At 56.5% G+C, this 2,925-nt stretch carries 3 protein-coding genes; 1 reads left to right on the forward strand and 2 read right to left on the reverse strand.

Going from position 1 to position 2,925, the window contains the following annotated elements; translation table 11 throughout:
- The first annotated feature begins 547 nt into the window (after nt 1–547).
- The gene (locus ACIOJF_RS17930) at nt 548–991 is read left to right on the forward strand and encodes a MepB family protein (protein WP_038993720.1); all 444 of its coding nucleotides are present in this window, start codon (nt 548–550) and stop codon (nt 989–991) included.
- An 18-nt stretch (nt 992–1,009) separates the two neighbouring features.
- Here the strand turns inward: ACIOJF_RS17930 and ACIOJF_RS17935 are convergent, their stop codons facing one another.
- Both ACIOJF_RS17935 and ACIOJF_RS17940 read right to left on the reverse strand, forming a co-directional pair.
- Nucleotides 1,010–2,206 (reverse strand): type II toxin-antitoxin system HipA family toxin, encoded by a 1,197-nt coding sequence (locus ACIOJF_RS17935; RefSeq protein ID WP_402741997.1) that lies wholly within the window; start codon nt 2,204–2,206, stop codon nt 1,010–1,012.
- Nucleotides 2,203–2,466: a helix-turn-helix transcriptional regulator gene (locus ACIOJF_RS17940; protein WP_402741998.1), complete on the reverse strand. Its 264-nt coding sequence runs from the start codon at nt 2,464–2,466 to the stop codon at nt 2,203–2,205. The genes ACIOJF_RS17935 and ACIOJF_RS17940 overlap by 4 nt, the downstream gene beginning before the upstream one ends.
- Nucleotides 2,467–2,925 lie beyond the last annotated feature (459 nt).

Here is a 2,925-nt window from a genome sequence, read left to right on the forward strand (position 1 = left end):
TTGTTCTCGGCGACAAGGAAAAACTATACACAGGTTTTGGGGGTCCTGCAAATCGGGTGGGTGGTTTTTGACGGTGACCGTGCACACTTAATTCCTGAACTGCCGATTCGGCACTTTCCATGTGCCCAATCGCTGGCAATTATTATTACCGAGCTAGGGCTGAGCGCGTAAACATTATTTCGCAGCTGCACAGAGCATCAGCGCCTGTACCTAGCGAGTTTATTGAACCCTTGAGAAGCGTACGCATATACGCGAACCCAATGAGTTGTGCCCACATCAGCCGATTAGACGATGCGGGCGCATGCGTGCGTCTGAGCAAGGCACAAGAAGAGAACGCACATGGCGAAACGATGCATCTGGAGGTTCCATGCGCGTGACGGCCAAGGCGGCATCAGCGCAATGACTACCTAGAGCAGTCGGCATTGATGCCGGCCCAATACAGGTCTTGCAGTGCTACGTAAGCACAACCCTCGGCTACGGTGAATAGCAGCGATATTTCGATCGCTGCCACTCCACTTGATGATCTACCGAATACAGGATGAAGTCTATGAAGTTCACGGCGTTGGAACGCTATTGCCACCTCACTGGGCAATCGTATGGCGAGGTGACTCCCGAAGAACAGCAGAGCGATTATCAAGCCGGGGTAACTGAGCTTGACGGACAGCGGTGGCGGATCAGGACCGCACGGATCACGCCAACAAAGCCAGGTGGGTTCGTAGCCATATGGCATCGGGACGAAACTGGGACTACTGCCCCCTACGAATCCGAAGAGGGACTGCGCGGAGTTATGGTCTTTATCGAGGAAGCCGGCTGTTTCGGCGTCTTCCGCTTTACTCAACAGCACCTCGAGGAGCTGGGCGTCTTCGCCTCAGCATCGGCTCCAGGCAAGCGCGGTTTCCGCGTCTATCCATCATGGACGGCTGGCCTTAAGGGGCAAGCGAAGAAAAGCCAGAATAGTCAGCTGCCTGCGTTCACGTTGCTCGCAGACTAACTTGTCCCGCTCAGACGCCTACTGCAGCTCCATGCGCCGGAACCTGAGTTCTCGTTGCGCACCACGCAAAGGTGAACCTTCAAAAGGCAACTCGCTGAGATCCACAGTCAATGCGGCTTTCAATGCCAACTGGTTCGCTGACTGCGTGGCCCGGTCAGCCAAGCCGAGCACCCTTGCAAGCTCCGCCCAGTGCTTCTTCTTCAGATTCTTAGCCTTGCCGGCAACAGTCAAAGCCATGGTGTCATCGCCGTAGACCAGGGTGCATGGGATGTCGTAGATGGGCGCTACATTAAACCGTCCATGCAAGTCCGCCAGAATCGAGACGTTCTTTCCATGCAAGTCGCCGTTGCCAGTTAGCCACGCAAAGACGAACTGCATGTATAGATTGCGCCTGGCGAGCACCGGAGCCTGGCACTGCAGCGCTAAGGCTTCAATAGCTTGTTCCGTGCTCACTGCATACTTGCTTGCCGGCGGAAGGTTCAATACCTGCATGGCATCTTCCAACGCCAAACGCGTGGGACTATCCGCCCCCTCGACACCCTCGCGATCGAACCTCTCGACCAGCAGCCCCGGACTCCCAGTGGAATCCAGTACTAGCCGATTGTTTGCGACCGGAAGTTTGAGCAATCGCGCTGCTTTCAGGTGCTGCGCCTCATTAACGACCAAATGCGGATGATCCCGGGGATCAAGCTTGAGCAGATAGGCGCTGTTCTTGAACTCCACTGGTGTTGTCAGCATGGTTGCGCTGATCTTGTCTTGCACGCCGGGGATCGAGTGGCGGTCCAAGGTGCGCGCGAGGACCGAGAAGTCGAGTTCGGCCGTGCTGCTGAATTCAGCAACCACGGGGGTTTGCTCCAGTGCTGATCCTTCCGGAACAACGCATACATTGCCTGGAGTATCGGCGCCCACTGCCATCAGCAGAGTCAACTCGTCAGAGATGCTGGTCTTAGTTGCGTCCTTGAGAACGGTCAGGCGATAGCCTTCGGGCAATAGTCCCGAGAAGAACGATGGCAACGCGCCCCCAGGCCCAACGTATGCCTCCGGAGAAGCTGGCAAAGATGTCGCAATGCCCGCGCCACCATGTGCAAGGTAGTCCTTGTTATAGCTGAAGGCCACGCTTCCGTCGGACTGTCTGGCTAGAGTGCCGGCGAGGTTTTCGTTGCAGTAGACGTCAGCCTTGGTAACAAGCTTGAGCTCTTGGAGTTGCGGCTTCATTTGGCCACGCGAATTCGAAGGCCGAGTACATTTGCGACGGAGAGCACCGCTTCAATGGAGGGGTTTCCCGCCCCTCGTTCTATGGAGCGCAGCGTACGTTCGGAGATGCCAGCTAATTCAGCCAGCTGTTCCTGCGTCAGGCCATTCTGTTTTCTAACGCGCTGCAATTCGGCCCCTAGCTCAGTCACTGAATTCATGAAGGATCCTCTTCCGGCAGCATTTCGCCGATTGGCGACATTCTGCTCATTATCATTCAGCATGGAGCAAGAATCGGCAACAAGTTACCGAAATGATAGCCAGGTGCAAGCAATCGATTGTCAGAGGCATCAAAAGGCAGGATCTTGCCGATTGGCGGACCGGAACCCATCGGATAAAGCACCTGCAACGGAGCGGGCGTTCTCTCCCGTAGTGAGCCGCGGAGGTCCAGGGCCACGCCGTCTGCTTAGTCGCTTCAAGCGCGTCCGACATCGGGACACAGCTTAGCCATGGCTGCATTCACAACCCCATGCCTGCCTGGTCGTTCCTTGAGCGGTCTGCGCTAGCGGCCAGCACTCAAGCTCGTTAAAGCAGGAGGGGAGGAGGAACCAAGCAGCACCAGCTGCCCAATTCCCCCTCCCCTGCACGGGTTAAACAGGTGAGGCCCCGGCACCAAACGGTACCAGGGCCTCAAACCATCTACTCAAGTTAAGTCCGGCGGTGACCTACTCTCCCACACCCTC

It is taken from the genome of Glutamicibacter sp. NPDC087831, assembly GCF_044742845.1.
Classification (GTDB): Bacteria; Actinomycetota; Actinomycetes; order Actinomycetales; family Micrococcaceae; genus Glutamicibacter.